The following is a 20,071-nucleotide window of genomic DNA, read 5'->3' as shown; positions in this document are numbered from 1 at the left end:
TTTAATTGGGTGGTATCATTTATTCTGGAGGAAACATGCGTTTTTTGATTAATACGTTATTTATTTTATTTGCTATTTTTTCGAGTGGCTTACACGCTGCCGATACGGGCTGGTTACAACCTGGAAATACAGGTTGGATGACCGAGAATAGCCCAAGGCATGTGGATGTTCGCTTACTAAGCTCGACACAAGAAAATGGCAAGATTGACATATTATTGGATGTAAAGTTAGAAGAGGGTTGGAAGACCTATTGGCGCTCACCGGGAGAAGGGGGCGTTGCGCCTGAAATTAAGTGGACATCACCTGTTAGCTCGGTAGATTGGCAATGGCCAGCACCGGGGCGCTTTGATGTTGCTGGTGTATCAACACAAGGCTACATGGGCGATATCGTTTTTCCTATTACCGTCACCAGTGACGAAAAGCTCGACAAGTTGTCAGGCATTTTAACACTGTCGACTTGCAGTAATGTCTGTATTTTGACCGACTATCCATTTGAACTCGATTTAACCGAACCCGTCTCTGCTGATTTTGCTTGGGCTTTCAATCAAGCCAAAGGTGGCGTACCGCCAACCAGTGGCCTTGTTGAACAAGTGTTAGCTGGGTTTTCGGGCAATAAGTTAATTGTTGAATTACAAAAGAGTACTGATGCGGAGTGGGGAAAACCCAATATTTTCACTGATGTTATTGACGGGGCAGCGCTTGGCGTACCCAAAATTAAAATATCAGGAAATAGTTTAATCGCATCAATAGAAGTGAATGATGATTGGGGTGGTGAATCACCTAATTTAATCGGTAAAGATATCTCTTTTGTTGTCACTGATGGCGATGTTTCTCAACAAATTACCGCCAAAGTTACACCTTATACTGGCTCAGGTATATCAGAGGGTGGGACATCTATTCCACTGTGGCAGATAATCGTATTTGCAATACTCGGTGGGCTTATTTTAAACCTGATGCCTTGCGTTTTACCTGTTCTCGCCATGAAACTTGGTTCTGTCTTGATGGTGCCTCAAGGTGAGCAAAAAACGATTCGTCGTCAATTCTTATTATCTTCATCCGGAATTCTTGTTTCTTTCTGGTTACTTGCTCTGTTAATGACGCTATTGAGAGTCGGTCAACAAGCGGTTGGTTGGGGGATTCAATTTCAAAACCCGTGGTTTATTGGATTTATGGTGTTAGTTACTGCACTCTTTACCGCTAATCTATTTGGCTTATTTGAAATTAATCTCGGAAGTAAGACGAATACGCGTTTAGCTACCGCGGGTGGTCATGGCAATAGTGGGCATTTCTGGCAAGGCGTTTTTGCGACCTTACTGGCAACACCGTGCTCAGCACCTTTTTTGGGAACGGCGGTAGCGTTCGCACTTGCGGCACCAATGAGTGAGCTATGGCTAATATTTACCGCTCTCGGGTTAGGGATGAGTTTACCTTGGTTATTGATAGCTGCTTTTCCTGCTATTGCAAAACTGTTACCAAAGCCTGGTGCTTGGATGAGTAAGCTACGCGCTGTACTTGGTATGATGATGTTGATATCAAGTTTATGGTTAATAAGCTTACTAATTCCTCATTTTGGTGCAACTTATACACTTGTTATCGCGATTGCCTTTTTAGTTTTATTAATCATATTTATCGCAAAAAATAATGGATTACGTAAAGCTATCCTTCCGTTCATTGTATTTGCATTGCTTGCGAGTGGTTTTAGCTGGATGGTCCTTGAGCAAAAAAGTGGAAGTCAGTCTATGGTTAAAGACAGTGTTAACTGGCAGCCATTAACTGAGCAAGCGATTGTGCAAGCGTTGTCTGACAATAAGCGTGTATTTATTGATGTTACTGCTGATTGGTGCGTAACCTGTAAGGCAAATAAATATAATGTATTGCTAAGAGATGAAGTTCAGCAAGCATTGAGTGCGCCCGACATTGTTGCATTAAGAGGTGATTGGACTAAACCATCACCTGAAATTACTGCATTTTTACAAAAGCGTGGGCAAGTCGCGGTTCCATTTAATCAAATTTATGGCCCTAATTTGACAGAGGGAAAAATACTGTCAACGATACTTGATCGTGAATCATTATTATCAATTATGAAAGAGGCCAAAGGAGCCGAAAAATGAAAAAAACAATTTTAGCTGTTCTATTCTCATCGCTAATGCTAGGTGCAACTGCGCATGCGGCTCCATTAACGGCAGATCAAGAAGCACAAGTTCGTAAATTGGTTCGTGATACCTTAGTTGAAAATCCAGAGATCCTCGAAGAAGCAATAGCAGCGTTACAAGCTAAGCAAGGTGAAAAGCAACAAGCTCAAATGAAAACAACGCTCAAAGAAGAGCACAATGCGTTATTTAATGATCCAACAAGTCCACGAATTGGCTCAAAGGATGCAAAGCTTGTTCTTGTTAACTTTACTGATTTTAACTGTCCATTCTGTAAGCGCTTTGATCCACAATTAATTGAGCTGGTGGAAAAGAATCCAGATGTTGCAGTGGTCATCAAATATTTGCCATTCAAAGGACAAACTTCTTTAGAGTCCTCTCAACTAGTAATGACCCTATGGCAAGAAAATCCAAAAGCGTTTGAAGCACTGCATCATAAGTTTATGCAAAAGCAAGGCATGCTAACGGATGCAAATATCAAAGAAGCGCTCAAAGCCACAGGCAATGAAAACCTCAAAGCTAGTGATAAGAGCCGTGAAGGCATTCGCAGTAATATGATGTTAGCAGAGAAACTGGGTGTAAACGGAACGCCAGCAACATTGGTGGGTGATGAGTTGATCCCCGGAGCGATTGATGCTCAGCAGTTTGAGAGCATAGTTAAGGAGCAGCTGGCTAAGCTCAAATAAATCCTCTTCATATTTCGAGCGGTAGGGGTGTTGGCTGCGTTTAACTAACCCTAGTCACATACTTATGTATGCTCCTAGGGCTTAGTTTCACTTGCCGCCTACCTACCACTCGAACTATTTCGAGAATTGAATCCTCTTCATATTTCGAGCGGTAGGGGTGTTGGCTGCGCTTAACTAACCCTAGTCACATACTTATGTATGCTCCTAGGGCTTAGTTTTACTTGCCGCCTACCTACCACTCGAACTATTTCGAGGATAAATTTATAGAGAACCCTACAACTCTAATTATTTAGAGGATAAATCTTAGAGGGTTGGAGCTTCGTTGCATTTCAAATATTAGTACAATATTCAAACATTCATTTTTTGAGATGTTTGGCTTTAGTGTATCTATGATTTGAATAATTTAATTTATTAATGGTTAATTATTATGATGACTAGACTAAAAAAGTGGTCTAAAGAACTCATTGTTTTAGCAATTATTTTATTTGTTGTTTTTACAGTGATGGATCTTTGGCGTAAACCGCAAAGCCTAGCCCCTGCATTATTGGAATCGCAAACATTGGCGAGTGGTGAAACGGTTTCGTTGGCTGAACTGAGTAAAGAAAAACCTATTTTGGTTTATTTTTGGGCAACGTGGTGTGGGATTTGTAAAATTACCTCGCCGACGGTTTCCGATTTAGCTAAATCAGGAGTGCCCGTTATTTCTATTGCTATTCGTTCGGGGGAAACTTCACGATTATTGGCTGGAATGGAAAAAAAGGATTTAGTATTCCCCGTTATTAATGACATCAATGGACAGCTTGCTAATATTGTTGGAGTGAGTGCAACACCGACATTTATGATTATCGATAACGGTGAGCTAGTGAGTTTTACATCAGGTTGGACAAGCTCATTAGGACTTAGAGCTCGCATGTGGATTGCATCATTCTAAAATAAAAAGGTGAGCAATCTTATGGTTGGACACTTTTTTGCATCAACTCAATGAATTACCCCCAATAGTTGGATAATTAATTATTGGGGGTAATTCCATAATGCTAATTTAGGCTTTAATTTTATCTAACCAATTATCAATTAAATCAATTCTATACTAACGTTTTTGGCGTCGATTAAATGCAAAACCAATAATACCAAAAATAACAACTACTCCCCACATAGGATAGTTACTCCAACGTGCATAAGGGGTTAGCCCCGTTGTTGGTGTAATTTCAGTGGCAAGTGTGGCGGCTTTAAACTGTGGCAGCATATCTTGAATGGTACCATCAGCACGAACTACTGCGGTTATGCCATTATTCGTTGAACGTAATAATGGACGACCAAGTTCTAGAGAGCGCATTCTCGCCATTTGAAAGTGCTGCCATGGACCGATTGATTGTCCAAACCACGCATCATTCGAAATTGTCAGTAAGTAATCGGTGTCGGGTTTAAAGTTATCTCTAACTTGGGAACCCAAAATAATTTCATAACAAATTGCGGCTGTGAGATGAATATTACCAACGGCTAGCTGAGCTTGCTCGTAATCACCGCGACTAAAACCTGACATTGGCAAGTTAAAGAAAGGCGCAATTGGTCTTAAAATATCCTCTAATGGTACAAACTCACCAAAAGGGACTAGGTGATGTTTGTTATAGCGATTTTTAGACGGATAGAGATACGGTTTCTTATCACCAAGTACAATGATAGTGTTATAAAATTCATACTCACCATCGATAGGCCTAGCATCGACGATCCCTGTAATTAATTGAGTATTCGATTCGAGTAGCAGCTTATCAAGAGATTTTAACCAAACTTGATTGTCTAATTCGACAGAAGGTACTGCCGATTCAGGCCAAATAATTAATGACGCTTTACCAATATAAGGCCTAGAAAGCGCCATATAGGTATCTTTGGTCTGCTGCAAGAATCCGGCTTCCCACTTCATTGATTGGGGAATATTACCTTGTACTAATGCAACTTGCATTTTGTTTGATTCAAGTGGGGTGAACCATTGAACATTTTTAAGAAGTAGCGGCGCAAATAAGATTACTGCGGCTGCTGCGAGCGGGATAAACTTCTTACGAACAATGGCGAGAGCCAAAAGTCCACTGGTGCTAAATAACAGTAAAGTCATCATTTCAACACCAAATATTGGTGCCAAACTTTTCATCGGTCCATCGATTTGACTATAACCAAATTGTAACCAAGGAAAACCGGTGAGAACCCAACCACGTAAAAATTCAGTTAATTGCCAAAGTGCGGGGGCAGCAAAGGCAAATCGCCAGATATTTGGGTTTGGTGATAAGCGAGCAAGTAATGCACCAAATAGCCCCGGATATAAAGCTAAATATGCCGCTAGTAAGATAACGATAAATATATTGACGGCTTCAGGCATGCCACCAAAGTCAGCGATACTGACGTAAACCCAATTAACACCACTACCGAATAAACCAAATCCCCACGCAAATGCGATAGCAAAAGATTGCTTCGCATTTCTTTGTAACGTTAATAGTTGGAGAAATAAAATGGACAGAAGCGCAGCAGGCCAGAGATCAAAAGGCGAAAAAGCCAGTGTTCCACTGGCCCCGAATAATAAAGCCAGAAGCAGTCGTAACCACTGGCTTTGATAGATTGACGGTAAGTTCATTAAGCCTGTTCTTCTTCCAAAGTAGGAATTGGGGCATCGTCAGGAATTTTCACATGCAATAGGAGAATTCGACGACTGTCAGCCATGGCGACTTTAAACTGATAATTGCCGATCGTGATGCTTTCACCTCGAGAAGGTAAATGTCCGAATGCTTGCATCACCAAACCACCAACAGTATCAACCTCATCATCACTAAAATTAGTGCCAAAAATATCATTAAAGTCTTCAATTTGCGTTAAGGCGCGAACTGAATATGAATGTTGGCTTAATTGACGTACATCGACGTCACCTTGGTCATCATATTCATCTTCAATTTCACCCACGATTAATTCAAGAATATCTTCGATGGTGACCAAGCCAGACACGCCACCAAACTCATCAATAACGATAGCCATGTGGTAGCGCTGGGAGCGAAATTCTTTGAGTAGACGGTCTACTCGTTTACTTTCAGGTACAACAACCGCTTGACGTAACACTTTATCAATACTGAAAGGTTCGGCATCTGTACGCATAAATGGCAGTAAATCTTTTGCCATCAATAGCCCTTCAATATGATCTTTATCTTCACTGATCACCGGAAAGCGTGAGTGTGCGGAATCGATAATGACATCAAGGCACTCATCAAGTGTTTGATTACGTTTTAAGGTAACAATTTGGGAGCGCGGGATCATGATGTCGCGTACGCGTTGATCCGCAATATCCATCACACCTTCAAGCATTTCTCGGGTATCAGGATCGATTAAATCGTTTTGTTCAGAGTCGCGAATGAATTCGACTAAGTCATCACGATTTTTAGGTTCACCGTGGAAAAGGTGATTTAAAAGTGCAAAGAACCCTTTCTTAGGGCCAGGGTTATCGTTACTCGAAGAGTTATCGTCGCTCATGGCGGTTAATTTCTTATTCCTCAGTTTATACTCGTCATACTTCAAACTGTAGCGTTGTTGGCTACTCTCAGCGTTATTGGCTACCTCAGCGTTTTTGCTGCGCTTAGATATATTATTGAAGTACTTAGAATATCGGTTAGTTAATAAAATAGTTTATATATACTTTTTAGCATAAAACTGACTGTTTATCATGAGAAATCCAGTCAGTTTTTTGTAAAAAAATGCTTTATTTTTAAAGCAGTTCTTGAAAAATTATAGTTAGATCATTCTTTTTCTGCAAGATAGGGGTCGGCATAGCCTAGTTCAGCGAGAATTTCAGTTTCTAATGTTTCCATTTCTTCTGCTTCATCATCTTCAATATGGTCATAGCCAAGCAAATGTAAACAACCATGCACCACCATATGAGCCCAATGCTCTTCGGTAGTTTTTTGTTGTTCCATTGCTTCTTTTTCAACGACCTGACGACAAATAATTAAATCACCTAATAAAGATAGCTCGATTTCAGGTGGTGCTTCAAAAGGAAATGAAAGCACATTTGTGGGCTTATCCATTCCTCGATATGTTAGATTTAAATGATGACTTTCTGCTTCATCAACTATGCGGATCGTAACTTCACTTTCTGCTTGAAATTTAGGCAAAACAGCTTCTAGCCAATGTTGAAACAAGGCTACGGAAGGTAAACCTTCCGTATCTTCACAAGCTATTTGTAAATCAAGAATAACGTTGCTCATTTAGTTAGTTTCCTGCCTTTCAAATTCTCTTTGTTCTTTTTCTTCTCTTAGCTGTTGACGGCGTTTATTGTCTTGTTCTTCCCATGCTTCATAGGCAATTACAACTTTCGCTACCACTGGATGGCGCACAACATCTTCACTATGGAAGAAATTAAAACTGAGGTCATCCACATCGGATAGCACTTCTATCGCGTGTTTTAGACCTGATTTACTGCCACGAGGTAAATCGACTTGTGTAATATCACCAGTAACAACCGCTTTTGAGTTAAAACCAATGCGGGTTAAAAACATTTTCATCTGTTCGATGGTGGTATTTTGGCTCTCATCTAAAATAATAAATGCATCATTGAGCGTACGACCACGCATATAAGCTAATGGCGCCACTTCGATAACATTGCGCTCGATGAGCTTTTCAACTTTTTCAAAACCAAGCATTTCAAACAGAGCATCGTAAAGTGGGCGCAAATAAGGGTCCACCTTTTGGCTTAAATCACCGGGTAGAAACCCGAGTTTCTCACCTGCTTCAACCGCTGGGCGGGTTAGCATAATACGACGTACTTCCTGACGCTCTAAAGCGTCGACTGCTGCGGCAACTGCAAGGTAGGTTTTACCCGTTCCCGCAGGACCAATACCGAAAGTAATATCGTGATCCAAAATATTAGCAATATACTGCGCCTGATTTGGAGTGCGTGGCTTGATGACACCACGTTTGGTCTTAATGTTGACTGCTTTACCATAATCAGGAACGCTATCGGCAGATTGCTCTAGTACTCGGCTGTCGACTACCGCTAAATGAATATTTTCAGTGGTAATGTTTGGTGTTACACCACGAACGGGTGCGGTATCAACATAAAGTTGACGCAAAATCTTGCTCGCAGCTTGGATATTAAGCGGCTTACCTGATAATTTGAAACGATTATCACGGCGATTAATTTCGATTGCGAGGCGACGTTCAAGCTGCTTGATATTATCGTCAAATGGCCCGCAAAGGCTCATTAAACGTTGATTATCTGCGGGCTCTAAAAAAATTTCTTGTGTTGCGATTTGCAACGTTTTTTGATTGGTCACTGAGTATCCTATCGTTAAGGCTGGTAGTTACTTACACCAAGCTCATCTTCTTTACGGGTACGTGCGATAACAGACGCCGGAGATTCTTGAGAGCGTAAATCCATCTCATCTTCTGTGCGGATAATTTTACCGCGTAGGGAGTTAGCAAAGGCATCGACAATCTCTACATCGACGAATTTACCTATCATATCCGGTGTGCCTTCAAAATTCACGACACGGCTGTTCTCGGTACGACCTGAGATTTCCATTACATTTTTACGTGAAATTCCTTCAACTAAAACACGTTGAACAGAACCTAGCATTGCACGGCTAAAGCTCAAGGCTTGCTGATTAATGCGAAGTTGTAGCAGGTGTAAACGCTGTTTTTTCTCTTCTTCGCTGACGTCATCAGGTAAGTCAGCTGCTGGCGTACCCGGGCGAGGTGAGTAAACAAAGCTGAAACTCATGTCGAAATTAACGTCTGCAATCAGTTTCATGGTTTTTTCAAAATCTTCAGTGGTTTCGCCGGGGAAGCCAACAATGAAGTCAGAACTAATCAGAATACCTGGGCGTGCTTCACGTAATTTACGAATGATGGCTTTAAATTCTAGCGCGGTATGTGCCCGTTTCATCATCGTTAAAATACGGTCTGAGCCACTTTGCACTGGAAGGTGTAAATAGCTGACAAGTTCTGGTGTGTCTCGGTAAACTTCAATGATATCGTCTGTAAATTCAATAGGATGGCTTGTCATAAAGCGGACACGGTCAATACCATCGATAGCGGCAACGAGACGTAGTAATTCTGCAAATGAGCAAATTTCACCGTCAAAAGTAGCACCACGATAGGCGTTAACATTTTGACCTAATAAATTGACTTCGCGTACGCCTTGCGCCGCTAATTGTGCAATTTCAAACAAAATATCATCACAAGGACGGCTGACTTCTTCACCACGAGTGTAAGGAACAACGCAGAATGTGCAGTATTTATTGCAGCCTTCCATAATGGATACGTAGGCGGTTGGGCCATCTGCTTTAGGTTCAGGTAGATTGTCGAATTTTTCAATTTCAGGGAAACTGATATCAATAATAGGACTACGAGTACCTTGAACTTGATTAATCATTTCAGGTAAGCGGTGAAGTGTCTGTGGGCCAAAGACGATATCTACACTGGGCGCACGTTGGCGAATAAAATCACCTTCTTGTGATGCGACACAGCCGCCAACACCGATAATAATATCGGGGTTTTTATCTTTGAAAAACTTCCAGCGGCCTAATTGATGAAAAACTTTTTCCTGCGCTTTTTCACGGATAGAGCAGGTGTTTAGCAACAAAAGGTCAGCTTCTTCTGGAATATCAGTTAACTGATATCCGTGGGTATTTTCTAATAAAGAAACCATTTTGGATGAGTCATACTCATTCATCTGGCAACCCCAAGTTTTAATATATAACTTTTTATTCGTCGACATGTCGTGTATCCGGTGTTTTCGAAGTGGCAAGTAATGGACTCCGAAACGCGTTGTAAATCCAAAGTCCTACCCTATTATGAGAGCTTGTATGCATTTATTTCATATACCCGTCATACTTCGAGTTGTAGGGGTGTTATCATTAGATGGTGCCTACACGCATCTTGAATTATTTCGTGTATAGACATCATGAAATGATGATGTAAATGCAACATTTACCCTGTAATCGCATTGTCTAAATAATATCATTACGAGGTATTTAAGGGCAGGCTATTCGCCTATTGTTTTAAACATTGACGAGTATTGTATTCATTTGCGGCATCAGTGACTAGCGTTCAGGCGCAGATATTCCCTGTGAGGGGAACAATTTTTCGGTACACTACATAAATCAAACAGTTAACAGTAGCTAACATGATGAATAAATTAACAGAATTTTATGATGTTGTCGTTGTTGGCGCAGGAATGACCGGCGCAGCGGCAGCATTGGGTTTTGCCCAAGAAGGACTGCGAGTCGCTTTACTTGAAAAAGCAAAACCTGGCGCCTTTGATTCACAAAGTGCGCCAGATGTTCGTATCTCAGCTATCAGCAGCTCATCAGTTGAATTACTTAAACAATTAGGTGCATGGCAACATGTTGAGTCGATGCGCAGTGCGCCTTATCGAGCACTCGAAACATGGGAAGAGCCGGGCAGTAATGTGATTTTTGATGCTCAAAGTTTAGGGTTACCCGAATTGGGCTTTATGGTTGAAAATCGCGTTTTGCAATTAGCCTTGTGGCAGGAATGTGAAAAATACAGCAATCTCGAGATTATTTGCCCTGCTCAGTTGATTAACTTGTCTCAACCGAAAGGGCAAAAAGAGTGGATGGTTGAGCTTGATGATAATCGGGTGCTACAGACAAAATTAGTCGTCGGCGCAGATGGTGCTAACTCTCAGGTTCGTAAATTGGCGGGTATTGGTAGCCGTGGTTGGCAGTATCGTCAGTCGTGTATGTTAATTACGATACAAACGGCACAACCGCAGCAAGATAAAACGTGGCAGCAATTTTTCCCTTCAGGGCCAAGAGCATTTCTACCACTATATGATAATTGGGCCTCATTGGTCTGGTATGACAGTCCAGCGAAAATCAGAAGATTACAGGCAATGACCGTAGAACAACTCAATGACGCCGTGTGTGGCGCGTTTCCTGAGCGTTTAGGTCCTGTCTCTGTAATTGCCTCAGGCGCATTCCCATTAACACGCCATCATGCTAATCGCTATGTTATTGATGGATTAGCATTGATAGGCGATGCAGCGCATACCATTAATCCACTTGCAGGACAGGGGGTTAATCTTGGTTATCGTGATGTGGATGCACTTTTAAGTGTAGTAAGCCGTGCGCGAGAATATCTTGAGCCGTGGTCTAGTTTGGACGTTTTAAAACGTTATCAGCGTCGACGTTTACCGGATAATTTAGTCATGCAAGCAGGTATGGATATTTTCTATATGGCATTTAGTGAAAATATACCGGGCTTGAAAATACTGAGAAACCTAGGATTGATGGCTGCGCAAAGAGCGGGCGAGGCAAAGAAACTTGCGCTGAAATATGCATTAGGTTTGTAGTTAATTGTTTTTTGATATAAAAAATAAGCCGCAATTGCGGCTTATTTTAGTTTAATAGATGTTATTTATTATTAGGAAGTTCAACAGTTGAAGTGTCTTTTACATTAGTACTGATGGTGCTTTCTTCAGTAAGAACTGAGTCGAGAGTTTCATTTTTAGCTGAAAATGCATGCGCTAATTTTTCAGTGTCTAACTCTTTTTCCCAACGAGCCACAACGATACACGCACAAGCGTTTCCGACTAAGTTGGTCAACGCACGACACTCAGACATGAAGCGGTCGATACCGAGTATCAGCGCCATACCTGCAACTGGGATACTTGGCACAACCATCAATGTAGCGGCTAAGGTGATAAAACCTGCGCCGGTGACACCTGCTGCACCCTTAGAACTTATCATTGCAACCAGTAACAATGAAACTTGTTCCCAGATAGTGAGCTCGATATTAGTCGCTTGCGCAATAAAAAGCGCCGCCATGGTCATGTAGATATTGGTACCATCGAGGTTAAATGAATATCCGGTTGGTATCACTAATCCAACAACCGATTTCTCACAACCTGCGTGTTCCATTTTTCTCATCAGACTTGGTAATGCCGCTTCCGAAGAAGAGGTTCCTAGCACAAGCCACAATTCATCTTTGATATATTTAATCAAATCAATAATTGAGAAACCGTTGTATTTCGCGACGGCGCCAAGGACAACCAAAATAAATAATAAAGAAGTGATGTAGAAAGTCATGATCAGCATCATTAAGTTGCCGATGGATGAAATTCCATATTTACCGATAGTAAAGGCCATCGCACCAAATGCCCCAATAGGTGCTAGTTTCATCAACATCGCAACCATTTTGAAGACTGGCTCAGAGAAGTTTTGCAGCAGTTGGACGATTGGCTCTCCGTGCTTACCCGTAGCTGCTAACGCTAATCCAAAAATAACCGCAATAAATAGAACTTGTAAAATATTACCATTCACCAATGGGCTGATAACCGTATCAGGAATGATATTCATCAAAAAGCCCACAATGGATGATTCGTGTGCTTTTGCTACATAGCCAGCAACCTTGCTGCTATCAAGTGTCGCGGGATCAATATTCAAACCTGAACCCGGCTGGATAATATTGGCAACGATAAGACCGATAACCAATGCAATCGTGGAGAAGGTAATGAAATAAAGCATTGATTTACCCGCAACGCTACCCACAGCCTTCATATTTGACATGCCAGATATGCCAGTAACAACAGTCAAAAAGATAACAGGTGCGATAATCATTTTAACGATTTTGATGAATGCATCACCAAGCGGTTTTAATGATTCTCCTATATCTGGGTAAAAGTGACCTAACGCGATACCCAGCGCGATGGCGACAATGACCTGCACATATAAGATTTTATATAATGGTTGTTTTATTATGTTTCGCATAAATTTTCTCTGTAAAAATATTGCGTGATGGCAATTTATAATTATTAGGTTTTTTAACTAATTTTATTTTAGCGCTTGAGATCTGATTTTAGGGAATGGAAGATTGGACAGAAATTTATAATGGTGAAAACGTTTTGGTTTTACTTACCACTAATCTTACCTAACTACAATTCGAGGGCAGATTACCATTTTAGCTCGTTAAATTGAAATGATTAAAGTCACATAATTGACAGAAAAGTTATGTAAAGGTAAATAATGTATGCGAAATGTTGATATGGAATGAAACAGGACGACAAAGGGCTAGCTAAATTATAATTGCAGTATTAAATAAAACAGATTATGAAAAGAGATTTACGCTATTTATATGAAATTAAGTGATAAAAATATAAAAGATAGATCGAGTTGGGGATCAAACCTGAGAAAGGACATTAAATATCGAATGGTTAAGTTTCAACAAGCTAACGTTATGAATAATGAATTTGTGGTTAACGGTGTATGAAAAGGTTAGTTAGAAATATATTTTATAAATTTGGGTGTTTTTTTAAAAGGGGAATATGTTTAGAAGATGGCTGGGGTACCAGGATTCGAACCTGGGGATGCTAGGATCAAAACCTAGTGCCTTACCGCTTGGCGATACCCCAATTTTAAAATTTCTACTTGCCTAGAAGGCGAAATGGTGCGGGAGGCGAGACTTGAACTCGCACACCTTGCGGCGCTAGAACCTAAATCTAGTGCGTCTACCAATTTCGCCACTCCCGCAATCATGGTGGCTATGACGGGATTCGAACCTGTGACCCCAACATTATGAGTGTTGTGCTCTAACCAGCTGAGCTACATAGCCATTCAATATTTTAAAACTTTAAGATATTTTTACTAAGACAACCCTAACAGGGAAGTAGTTGGCTGGGGTACCAGGATTCGAACCTGGGGATGCTAGGATCAAAACCTAGTGCCTTACCGCTTGGCGATACCCCATCCGAGGATACTCACAACTAATTAAATTAAAAATAGATAAGATTGGCTGGGGTACCAGGATTCGAACCTGGGAATGCTAGGATCAAAACCTAGTGCCTTACCGCTTGGCGATACCCCAATCTTAAAATCTATTTCACCGAGAAGGAAATGGTGCGGGAGGCGAGACTTGAACTCGCACACCTTGCGGCGCTAGAACCTAAATCTAGTGCGTCTACCAATTTCGCCACTCCCGCAAATATGGTGGCTATGACGGGATTCGAACCTGTGACCCCAACATTATGAGTGTTGTGCTCTAACCAGCTGAGCTACATAGCCAACTCTTTTGCATTACCTTCATCGGCGTTGCGGAGCGCATTATGCTAATTACAGGCAGGACAGTCAACAGCTTTTTGCACTATTTTTGAGAAAACCCGTCTGTTTGTTTGATGAATAATCACTTTGTCGATAAAGACAGCAAAAAAACAACCTGATAATTGATAAAAGGTGATTTTTGCTAATTCCCCCGTTTCTACTTGATAGCTTCGATATCACGTGCTGAAAAATAAAACGGATGTTATGAAGTCATAAAAAAATCCAAAAATATGAGATGTTAGATTAGGCCGAAAGTCATTTAAGATCAACTTTCGGCAAAAATAATCAATTTTTATTGGTCAAACAGTTTTTGTAATAACTCACCATTGAGCATGGCTCTTTTGGTGAGGGCAAAGGCACCGATTGCTGAATTATGAACGAGTTGAGAGGTCACAATGGGTAAGTTTTCACGAAACCCTTTTAGTGCTTGAGTATCAATGCAGCTTTGAATTGCAGGCAATAAAATCTGTTCGGCTTCTGTGATATCACCAGCAATAACAACCTTTTCAGGATTAAACAAGTTAATTGTAATCGCAATTGCTTTACCTATTTGTCGCCCAACGTGTTGAATGACTTCAGTTGCGAGTGAATCACTTTTATTCGCCGCCTGACAAATATGAGAAATGGTGCAAGTTTCAAGCGTTAGTGAGCTGGTATAACCCTGTTCTAAACGTTGTTTGACTCGATTTTCAATAGCTTGGTTGGATGCGATTGTTTCCAGGCAACCAAAATTACCGCAATGGCAAAGTTCACCAAGAGGATCGACTTGAATATGACCAATTTCACCTAAATTGCCGCGATGATTGAGAAGTATCTCTTTATTGATCACCAAACCGGCACCCGCACCACGATGAATACGCACGAGAAGTGAATCTTCACAATCACGAGTTGCCCCGAAATAGCTTTCCGCTAGCGCCAAACTGCGAATATCATGACCAACATAGCAAGTGATATTGAAGTAATCTTGTAAATTATCAATGAGATGCCAATTATCGACCTTGATATGTGGCATATAGTGAACAATGCCTCGATTGGGATTAACTAAGCCGGGGAGAATAACAGAAATGGCAATGAGCTCTTTAATACGTCGTTGGTTGATATCAATAAAATCTTCTATAGCCGCTACCAACTTTTGCTCTACAGCTTGCTGGGAGGGTTCTGTGATGGGGTAATGTCCATCGACAATCATCTTGCCACTTAGATCATAGAGCGCAATGGTTGCATCATAACGACCCAAACGAACACCAATGGTGTGAAAGTTTTTGTATTCAGAGACGATGGAGATGGCGCGACGGCCTCCAGTGGAGGCCTGCTGGTCAACTTCTTTAATTAAACCACGTTCGAGTAATTGACGTGTAATCTTAGTCACACTTGCAGGGGCAAGTTGGCTTTGTTCCGCTATTTGAATTCTTGATATTGGCCCATTTTGGTCTATTAGGCTATATACCACGGCACTATTTAGTTGTTTTACCAGATCAATATTACCAATTTGCTTTAGTGTGTGGCTTTGATTCATTAGCTATTTACTCATTTTTGTAGACTTCTTCTCCATTCACATAAGTGGCTAGGACTTTGAAGTCGTGGTTAAACGCAGTTAAGTTAGCAATTTTACCCGGGACGATGGAACCTAAAGAATCATCAACACCAATCGCTCTTGCGGGATACAGTGTTGCCATTCTTAATGTTTCATCTAATGCTATGCCTACGTGTTCTACACTATTTTTAACGGCATCGATCATGGTGAGTGATGAACCGCTGAGTGTGCCGTTTTCATCAACACACAATCCATCCCGGTAGTATATTGTTTTACCTGCAAAGATAAAATGATCCATTTCACCAGTTTGAGGATCAATTCCGGCAGGTGCTGTGGCATCTGTCACTAAAATTAACTTATCGCCTTTAAGTTGTTTACTGTTACGGATATTGGCCCATTGAACATGGAGGCCGTCAGCAATAATGCCAGCATAAACTTCAGGTGTATCATAAATCGCACCTACTAGGCCTGGTCCACGCCCTGAAATATAAGGCATTGCGTTGAAAAGGTGAGTAGAGAAACGAATACCTGCTTTGAAACCTTGCTTCGCTTCTTCGTAGGTCGCATTTGAATGCCCAGCAGAAATAATGATCCCCGCATCTTTTAATTGATGAATGAAATCATCGCTAACCATTTCTGGCGCCAATGTGATTTTAGTAATGGCTTCTGCATGTGCGGCCAAGTAATCGATCATCTGCGCTGAAGGTTGACGAATAAAGTCAGGATTGTGCGTCCCTTTTTTGATGACGTTTATATAAGGCCCTTCAAGGTGTAAACCAAGCGCCTGATTTTTATTATTTTTTAGATAATCAGTCATGACGTTGATGCCATGCTTCATGAGTTCATCTGAACACGTAATTAAAGTTGGAAGGTAGCTCGTACAGCCAGTGCGTTCATTGGCTTTTTGCATGATATCCAAATTTTTCAATGTTACATTTTCTTTATTATCATTGAATTGGACGCCACCACAACCATTGACTTGTAGGTCAATAAATCCAGGAGAAAGTATTGCTCCGTTTAGATCGTGTTGTTTAATCGTCGAAGGAAGCTCAGAGACAGGACAAACATGTTTGATGATTTCGCCATCAATGATAACAGCATGGTTATCCAGCCTTTCATGACCGGTATAAATAATGCAATTAGTGAGTGCATACATAAGTTAATAACTCCTGACCTCTGAAAGGAAAACAGTCACCGATCAGTTTGAGCTGATCGGTTAATCAATATAATTTTAGTTAAATTGCCCAAGAATTTCAGACTCAAGCTGTTTAAAATATTTCAGCGTTTTAACTTTGAGTTCGAGTGTTGCAGGTTCATCACAGACAATAAGTGCTTTTGGATGCATTTGTACGCAGCTTACAGTCCATAAATGATTTATAGGACCTTCAACCGCAGCATGCACTGCCATTGCTTTATTTGCGCCTGTTGCTAGTACCATCAATTCTTGTGCATCCATAAGCGTAGCAACGCCTACGGTGAGTGCAAATTTAGGAACTTGATTGATGTCGTTATCAAAAAAGCGTGAATTTGCTTGGCGAGTTTCTGGTGTTAACGTTTTAATACGTGTACGAGAATTTAGCGATGAACCCGGTTCGTTAAATGCAATATGACCATCATTACCTACGCCACCCATGAATAAATTCACACTACCGTAAGATTTCATTTTTTCTTCATAACGGAGGCATTCAGCATCAACATCCGCTGCATTACCGTTAAGCAAGTTGACATTTTCAGTTTGAATATCAACATGATTGAAAAAGTTTTCGTACATAAAAGTACGGTAACTTTGCGGGTGATCAGCTGGAATACCGATATATTCATCCATGTTGAATGTGACAACATGTTTAAAACTAACTTTACCTGCTTGATATAACGCGATTAATGCTTTGTAAGTCGCTAATGGTGTTCCACCCGTAGGTAGGCCAAGAACAAAAGGGCGATCAGCGGTAGGGTTGAATGCGTTAATTTTATCGGCAATAAATTGAGCAGACCAAACACCGACATCATATGCATTATTTAGTGGAAGAAGCCTCATGTAAGTTACCTTTAATAAACTTAAATTATGTAGAGTATATCGTAATCATACTTCAAGCTGCATGTGCGTTAGCAACATTCATCTAGCTAAACAACATACATCAGTATGCTATTAGAGCGCGTTTTGTTTGGTGTCTTTTTGCAACTTGAATTAACAGTATATCGTAATTTATACATTGAGTTGCAGGAGTATTAGCGACACCAATTGTTTGAATGTATCTTGACGTATATTAAAAATAGGCAGTCAAATTCACTGCAAAAGTTATTTTTAATCATAAAATAAGTTTTGCATAATAGCTACTAAATTAAGCAATGAACAGCTTCATTCGTTGACATTTATCACAAATCTCACCTATTTATTTTGTATCGCGAAAGAATTAATTTACACTATGAAATTGATATTATTATTCAGTTAAATTATTCTTTAATTGAATGAAAAATAAGATCCCGCGTATGGGGCAAAACAGGGTTATAAAGGGGGAGTTTGTGAATATTCTTAGCTACTTACAGCGGATTGGTAGGGCACTTATGGTGCCTGTGGCAGTATTACCAGCGGCCGCGATCCTTATGGGGATTGGTTATTGGATTGACCCAGATGGTTGGGGCTCTAATAGTGCAATCGCGGCATTACTACTCAAATCTGGTGCGGCGATTATTGAAAATATGTCCGTGCTGTTTGCGATTGGTGTTGCCTATGGGATGTCAAAAGATAAAGATGGTGCTGCTGCGTTAACCGGTTTTGTTGGCTTCTTAGTTGTTACAACACTGTGTTCTCCTGCATCTTATTCCATGATTATGAATGTGCCTGTGGAAACTGTACCAGCTGCATTCAATAAAATTAATAACCAGTTCGTCGGTATCTTAGTCGGTGTGTTGTCCGCTGAATTATATAACCGCTATAGTGGCGTTGAGCTACCTAAAGCGCTGTCATTCTTTAGTGGCCGTCGTCTTGTCCCTATTTTAGTTTCATTCCTAATGATCTTCTTGGCATTCATACTGATGTATGTTTGGCCTCTCGTATTTAATGGATTAGTTTCATTCGGTGAAAGCATTAAGGATATGGGTTCTGTGGGTGCTGGTATTTATGCATTCTTTAACCGTTTGCTTATCCCTGTTGGTTTACACCATGCTCTTAACTCTGTGTTCTGGTTTGATGTTGCGGGTATTAATGATATTCCTAACTTCCTTGGCGGCGCGAAGTCAATTGAGGCAGGTCTTGCTACTATAGGGGTTACTGGTCGCTATCAAGCTGGTTTCTTCCCAATCATGATGTTTGGTTTACCAGGTGCGGCATTAGCTATTTATCACTGTGCACGTCCTGAAAATAAAGCGAAAGTTGCGGGTATTATGATTGCCGGTGCTTTTGCTGCATTCTTTACAGGTATCACTGAACCACTTGAATTCTCATTCATGTTTGTTGCACCTGTTCTGTTTGTTATCCACGCATTATTGACAGGTATTTCTGTTTATATTGCCGCTTCGATGGAATGGATCTCAGGATTCGGTTTCAGTGCGGGTCTTGTGGATATGCTATTACAAACACGTAACCCACTTGCTGTTAAGTGGTTCATGTTGATTGTTCAAGGCTTAGTCTTCTTCTGTATTTACTATGTCATTTTCCGTTTCATGATCCTAAGATTCAACCTGTTAACCCCAGGTCGTGAACAAGATTCAGGTGATGAAACTATTGATGGCTATGATGAAAATCTAAGTCCAGAAAGCCACAACGATAGCGATATTCAAAAAGAAGCTCGCCAATATGTTTCAGCAGTTGGTGGCAGTGATAACATTGTTAATATTGACGCCTGCATTACACGTCTACGTTTAACGGTTAAAGACTCTGCGATTGTAAATGATGCAATGGCTAAACGTATTGGTGCATCTGGTGTTATTCGTTTGAATAAACAAAACGTACAAGTCATCGTGGGAACAAGAGCAGAGCTAGTTGCTAAAGCAATGGGTGATGTGATTGCAAAAGGTCCTATCGCAGCATCAGCGCCAACGGCTGCACCTACAGTGGCTAAAGTGGCGGAACCGACCAAAGCTAAAGGAAATACCATTCTGTCATTGGTGGCACCGGTAAGCGGTCAAGTTTATTCACTTGATGATGTACCTGATGAAGCGTTTTCTAGCCGTATTGTGGGTGATGGTATTGCTATCAAACCGACAAGTGACGAAGTTCTCGCCCCTGCATCGGGTACTGTTGTGAAAATCTTTGAAACTAATCATGCATTTTGCCTAGAAACTGAAAATGGTGTTGAGCTCATTGTTCATATGGGTATCGATACTGTGGCACTTAAAGGTGAAGGCTGTGCTCGTTTAGTTGAAGAAGGTGCTGAAGTTGAAGCCGGTACACCGATTCTAAAATTAGACCTTCCGTTCCTTGAAGCTAATGCTAAATCAATGATAAGCCCTGTAATTATCAGTAATATCGATGATTTTGCAGGTGTTGAGATTTTAGTTGAAGGCCAAGTGGTTGCGGGTGAAACGGTTATTTATAACGTGCTAAAATAATTTGAATTAGTGATGTTATTGATAAAGGGAGGCTTAGCCTCCCTTTTTTTAGTCATTTTTTAG

Annotated in this window: 14 protein-coding genes and 7 tRNA genes; 5 read left to right on the top strand and 16 right to left on the bottom strand. The window is 40.8% G+C overall.

The features are described from left to right. Nucleotides 1–35: 35 nt before the first annotated feature. The 3 genes from AAZR93_RS09015 to AAZR93_RS09005 all read left to right on the top strand — a co-directional run bounded on the left by AAZR93_RS09015 (nt 36) and on the right by AAZR93_RS09005 (nt 3,767). Nucleotides 36–2,111 carry a protein-disulfide reductase DsbD family protein gene (locus AAZR93_RS09015; protein WP_434719594.1) on the top strand — a complete coding sequence of 692 codons (2,076 nt, stop codon included), beginning with the start codon at nt 36–38 and terminating at the stop codon, nt 2,109–2,111. Then, nucleotides 2,108–2,836 carry a DsbA family protein gene (locus AAZR93_RS09010; RefSeq protein ID WP_294105010.1) on the top strand — a complete coding sequence of 243 codons (729 nt, stop codon included), beginning with the start codon at nt 2,108–2,110 and terminating at the stop codon, nt 2,834–2,836. The genes AAZR93_RS09015 and AAZR93_RS09010 overlap by 4 nt, the downstream gene beginning before the upstream one ends. Before the next feature lie 430 nt (nt 2,837–3,266). Next, nucleotides 3,267–3,767 (top strand): protein disulfide oxidoreductase, encoded by a 501-nt coding sequence (locus tag AAZR93_RS09005; RefSeq protein ID WP_294105084.1) that lies wholly within the window; start codon nt 3,267–3,269, stop codon nt 3,765–3,767. Nucleotides 3,768–3,923: 156 nt separating this feature from the next. On the opposite strand, the gene lnt is transcribed toward AAZR93_RS09005, so the two are convergent. The 5 genes from lnt to miaB form a co-directional block, all read right to left on the bottom strand. Further along, entirely contained in the window at nt 3,924–5,456 is a 1,533-nt protein-coding gene (gene lnt / locus AAZR93_RS09000) for an apolipoprotein N-acyltransferase (protein WP_434719593.1), read from the bottom strand. After that, complete coding sequence (corC, locus tag AAZR93_RS08995; protein ID WP_294105007.1) at nt 5,456–6,340, bottom strand: CNNM family magnesium/cobalt transport protein CorC; 885 nt, start codon at nt 6,338–6,340, stop codon at nt 5,456–5,458. Before corC ends, lnt begins: the two co-directional genes overlap by 1 nt. A gap of 263 nt (nt 6,341–6,603) precedes the next feature. Beyond that, nucleotides 6,604–7,071 (bottom strand): rRNA maturation RNase YbeY, encoded by a 468-nt coding sequence (gene ybeY / locus AAZR93_RS08990; protein WP_434719592.1) that lies wholly within the window; start codon nt 7,069–7,071, stop codon nt 6,604–6,606. Then, nucleotides 7,072–8,067 carry a PhoH family protein gene (locus tag AAZR93_RS08985; protein ID WP_294105082.1) on the bottom strand — a complete coding sequence of 332 codons (996 nt, stop codon included), beginning with the start codon at nt 8,065–8,067 and terminating at the stop codon, nt 7,072–7,074. Nucleotides 8,068–8,153: 86 nt separating this feature from the next. After that, entirely contained in the window at nt 8,154–9,584 is a 1,431-nt protein-coding gene (gene miaB / locus AAZR93_RS08980; RefSeq protein ID WP_434719591.1) for a tRNA (N6-isopentenyl adenosine(37)-C2)-methylthiotransferase MiaB, read from the bottom strand. Between the two features lie 411 nt (nt 9,585–9,995). Here miaB and ubiF point away from each other — a divergent pair, with 411 nt between their 5' ends. Then, nucleotides 9,996–11,183 carry a 3-demethoxyubiquinol 3-hydroxylase gene (gene ubiF / locus AAZR93_RS08975; protein WP_434719655.1) on the top strand — a complete coding sequence of 396 codons (1,188 nt, stop codon included), beginning with the start codon at nt 9,996–9,998 and terminating at the stop codon, nt 11,181–11,183. Nucleotides 11,184–11,244: 61 nt separating this feature from the next. On the opposite strand, the gene AAZR93_RS08970 is transcribed toward ubiF, so the two are convergent. From AAZR93_RS08970 to nagB, 11 genes are all read right to left on the bottom strand, one after another. Next, the gene (locus AAZR93_RS08970) at nt 11,245–12,600 is read right to left on the bottom strand and encodes a dicarboxylate/amino acid:cation symporter (protein WP_434719590.1); all 1,356 of its coding nucleotides are present in this window, start codon (nt 12,598–12,600) and stop codon (nt 11,245–11,247) included. A gap of 566 nt (nt 12,601–13,166) precedes the next feature. Continuing rightward, nucleotides 13,167–13,241 (bottom strand) — tRNA-Gln (locus AAZR93_RS08965). 33 nt (nt 13,242–13,274) lie between these two features. Further along, nucleotides 13,275–13,359: transfer RNA gene (locus AAZR93_RS08960), tRNA-Leu, on the bottom strand. 5 nt (nt 13,360–13,364) lie between these two features. Then, nucleotides 13,365–13,441, bottom strand: a tRNA-Met gene (locus AAZR93_RS08955). A gap of 59 nt (nt 13,442–13,500) precedes the next feature. Then, nucleotides 13,501–13,575: transfer RNA gene (locus AAZR93_RS08950), tRNA-Gln, on the bottom strand. Between the two features lie 43 nt (nt 13,576–13,618). Then, nucleotides 13,619–13,693 (bottom strand) — tRNA-Gln (locus tag AAZR93_RS08945). 30 nt (nt 13,694–13,723) lie between these two features. Beyond that, nucleotides 13,724–13,808, bottom strand: a tRNA-Leu gene (locus tag AAZR93_RS08940). A 5-nt stretch (nt 13,809–13,813) separates the two neighbouring features. After that, nucleotides 13,814–13,890, bottom strand: a tRNA-Met gene (locus tag AAZR93_RS08935). Nucleotides 13,891–14,218: 328 nt separating this feature from the next. Next, on the bottom strand, nt 14,219–15,442 hold the full coding sequence (nagC, locus tag AAZR93_RS08930; protein ID WP_434719589.1) for a DNA-binding transcriptional regulator NagC: 1,224 nt from the start codon (nt 15,440–15,442) through the stop codon (nt 14,219–14,221). 7 nt (nt 15,443–15,449) lie between these two features. Beyond that, nucleotides 15,450–16,616, bottom strand: coding sequence for an N-acetylglucosamine-6-phosphate deacetylase (gene nagA / locus AAZR93_RS08925; protein ID WP_434719588.1), 1,167 nt, complete (start codon nt 16,614–16,616; stop codon nt 15,450–15,452). Nucleotides 16,617–16,691: 75 nt separating this feature from the next. After that, nucleotides 16,692–17,495 carry a glucosamine-6-phosphate deaminase gene (nagB, locus tag AAZR93_RS08920; protein WP_434719587.1) on the bottom strand — a complete coding sequence of 268 codons (804 nt, stop codon included), beginning with the start codon at nt 17,493–17,495 and terminating at the stop codon, nt 16,692–16,694. A gap of 485 nt (nt 17,496–17,980) precedes the next feature. Here nagB and nagE point away from each other — a divergent pair, with 485 nt between their 5' ends. Further along, entirely contained in the window at nt 17,981–20,008 is a 2,028-nt protein-coding gene (gene nagE / locus AAZR93_RS08915) for an N-acetylglucosamine-specific PTS transporter subunit IIBC (protein WP_434719586.1), read from the top strand. Nucleotides 20,009–20,071 lie beyond the last annotated feature (63 nt).

The sequence above is a fragment of the Providencia sp. Je.9.19 genome, from assembly GCF_051129765.1.
Classification (GTDB): domain Bacteria; phylum Pseudomonadota; class Gammaproteobacteria; order Enterobacterales; family Enterobacteriaceae; genus Providencia.
Note: the sequence above shows the minus strand (reverse complement) of the source record. Positions and strands in the feature narration are given on the sequence as shown.

Excerpts from the sequence above, each read along its gene's own strand:
- nagA (WP_434719588.1), bottom strand. The coding sequence starts at position 16,616 with ATGTATGCACTCACTAATTGCATTATTTATACCGGTCATGAAAGGCTG.
- nagC (WP_434719589.1), bottom strand. The coding sequence starts at position 15,442 with ATGAATCAAAGCCACACACTAAAGCAAATTGGTAATATTGATCTGGTA.
- ybeY (WP_434719592.1), bottom strand. The coding sequence starts at position 7,071 with ATGAGCAACGTTATTCTTGATTTACAAATAGCTTGTGAAGATACGGAA.
- AAZR93_RS08970 (WP_434719590.1), bottom strand. The coding sequence starts at position 12,600 with ATGCGAAACATAATAAAACAACCATTATATAAAATCTTATATGTGCAG.
- lnt (WP_434719593.1), bottom strand. The coding sequence starts at position 5,456 with ATGAACTTACCGTCAATCTATCAAAGCCAGTGGTTACGACTGCTTCTG.
- ubiF (WP_434719655.1), top strand. The coding sequence starts at position 9,996 with ATGAATAAATTAACAGAATTTTATGATGTTGTCGTTGTTGGCGCAGGA.
- corC (WP_294105007.1), bottom strand. The coding sequence starts at position 6,340 with ATGAGCGACGATAACTCTTCGAGTAACGATAACCCTGGCCCTAAGAAA.
- nagB (WP_434719587.1), bottom strand. The coding sequence starts at position 17,495 with ATGAGGCTTCTTCCACTAAATAATGCATATGATGTCGGTGTTTGGTCT.
- AAZR93_RS09005 (WP_294105084.1), top strand. The coding sequence starts at position 3,267 with ATGACTAGACTAAAAAAGTGGTCTAAAGAACTCATTGTTTTAGCAATT.
- AAZR93_RS09015 (WP_434719594.1), top strand. The coding sequence starts at position 36 with ATGCGTTTTTTGATTAATACGTTATTTATTTTATTTGCTATTTTTTCG.
- miaB (WP_434719591.1), bottom strand. The coding sequence starts at position 9,584 with ATGTCGACGAATAAAAAGTTATATATTAAAACTTGGGGTTGCCAGATG.
- AAZR93_RS08985 (WP_294105082.1), bottom strand. The coding sequence starts at position 8,067 with ATGAGCCTTTGCGGGCCATTTGACGATAATATCAAGCAGCTTGAACGT.
- AAZR93_RS09010 (WP_294105010.1), top strand. The coding sequence starts at position 2,108 with ATGAAAAAAACAATTTTAGCTGTTCTATTCTCATCGCTAATGCTAGGT.